The organism is Halorubrum tibetense (genome assembly GCF_042661865.1).
GTDB lineage: Archaea > Halobacteriota > Halobacteria > Halobacteriales > Haloferacaceae > Halorubrum > Halorubrum tibetense.
The window spans coordinates 1-871 of the sequence record NZ_JBHSWW010000544.1 but is presented as its reverse complement, the minus strand read 5'-3'; the positions used below and the strand labels follow the sequence as shown (position 1 = coordinate 871).

The window sequence follows — 871 nt, the reverse complement described above, 5'->3', positions numbered from 1 at the left end:
GGTCGCCAGCAGCGTCGTCGCCTTCGCCTCCGCCGCGACCGCGACCAGGTTCGCCGCCGCGCCGTCTGCCAGTCGTCGGGTCGTCCCGACGATCAGGTTGACCGTTCCGGTCCGATCCGGGTTGGGGTCGCCGTCGCCGCCGGCGGTCGTTCCCGGATCCATCGGGAGCATCGCCGGGTTCGAGAGCCCGGCGGTGGCGTAAACGACGACCGGCCCGTGGCGCGCTCCCCGGGCGTGTTCCATCGAGACGCCGGTGAACAGCGTCGGCGGGGCGGTCGACTTGGACGAGTCCGGCCCGTCGGATCCGCTCGCAGCGAACTCGGCCCGGGAGAGACGCTCGTCGCGATACGCGTCGAGGTCGGTCCGGTCGAACCCCTCGGGAACGGAGACGTTGTACGCCACGTCTCCCCGCGACTGCCCGCCGCGCCATCCCGTCGAGAGCCAGCGGGTCTCCGGGCGTCGCAGTCGGAACACCCCGTCGCGAACGGTCGGCTCGAAGGCGGCGGCCCTGGCTCCGCTCATTCGTCACCGACCCCCATCGCCGCGAGCAGTCGGTCGTTCTCCGCGGGCAGCCGCACCGCGACCCGGACGTGTGTGTCGAGCCCGCGGAACGTCGTCGCGTCACGGATCGCGACACCGCGGTCGCGGGCGTCGGCGACGACCCTTTCGACGGTCCGCTCGTCGTCCCCGACATCTACGAGAAGGAACGGGGCGTCGGACGGGTGGACGGCGTACCGCTCGGCGAGCGCCTCCCGCATACGGTCCCGCTCGGTTCGGACCCGCTCGCGGGTCTCGGCGATGAACGCCGACTGGTCCAGGCAGTACGTTCCGGTGGCGAGCGCCGGCGCGCTCACGTTCCACGGTCGCCGGG

2 protein-coding genes are annotated in these 871 nt (G+C 72.9%); both read right to left on the bottom strand.

Annotated features, from left to right (window positions below):
* Nucleotides 1–522: adenosylcobinamide amidohydrolase (locus ACFQEU_RS16860; RefSeq protein WP_379784018.1), on the bottom strand; the 522-nt coding region annotated here is incomplete at its 3' end.
* Nucleotides 519–871, bottom strand: a 353-nt coding sequence (locus ACFQEU_RS16855) for an aminotransferase class I/II-fold pyridoxal phosphate-dependent enzyme (RefSeq protein WP_379784016.1), incomplete at its 5' end; no start/stop codon positions are given. The genes ACFQEU_RS16860 and ACFQEU_RS16855, both read right to left, overlap by 4 nt.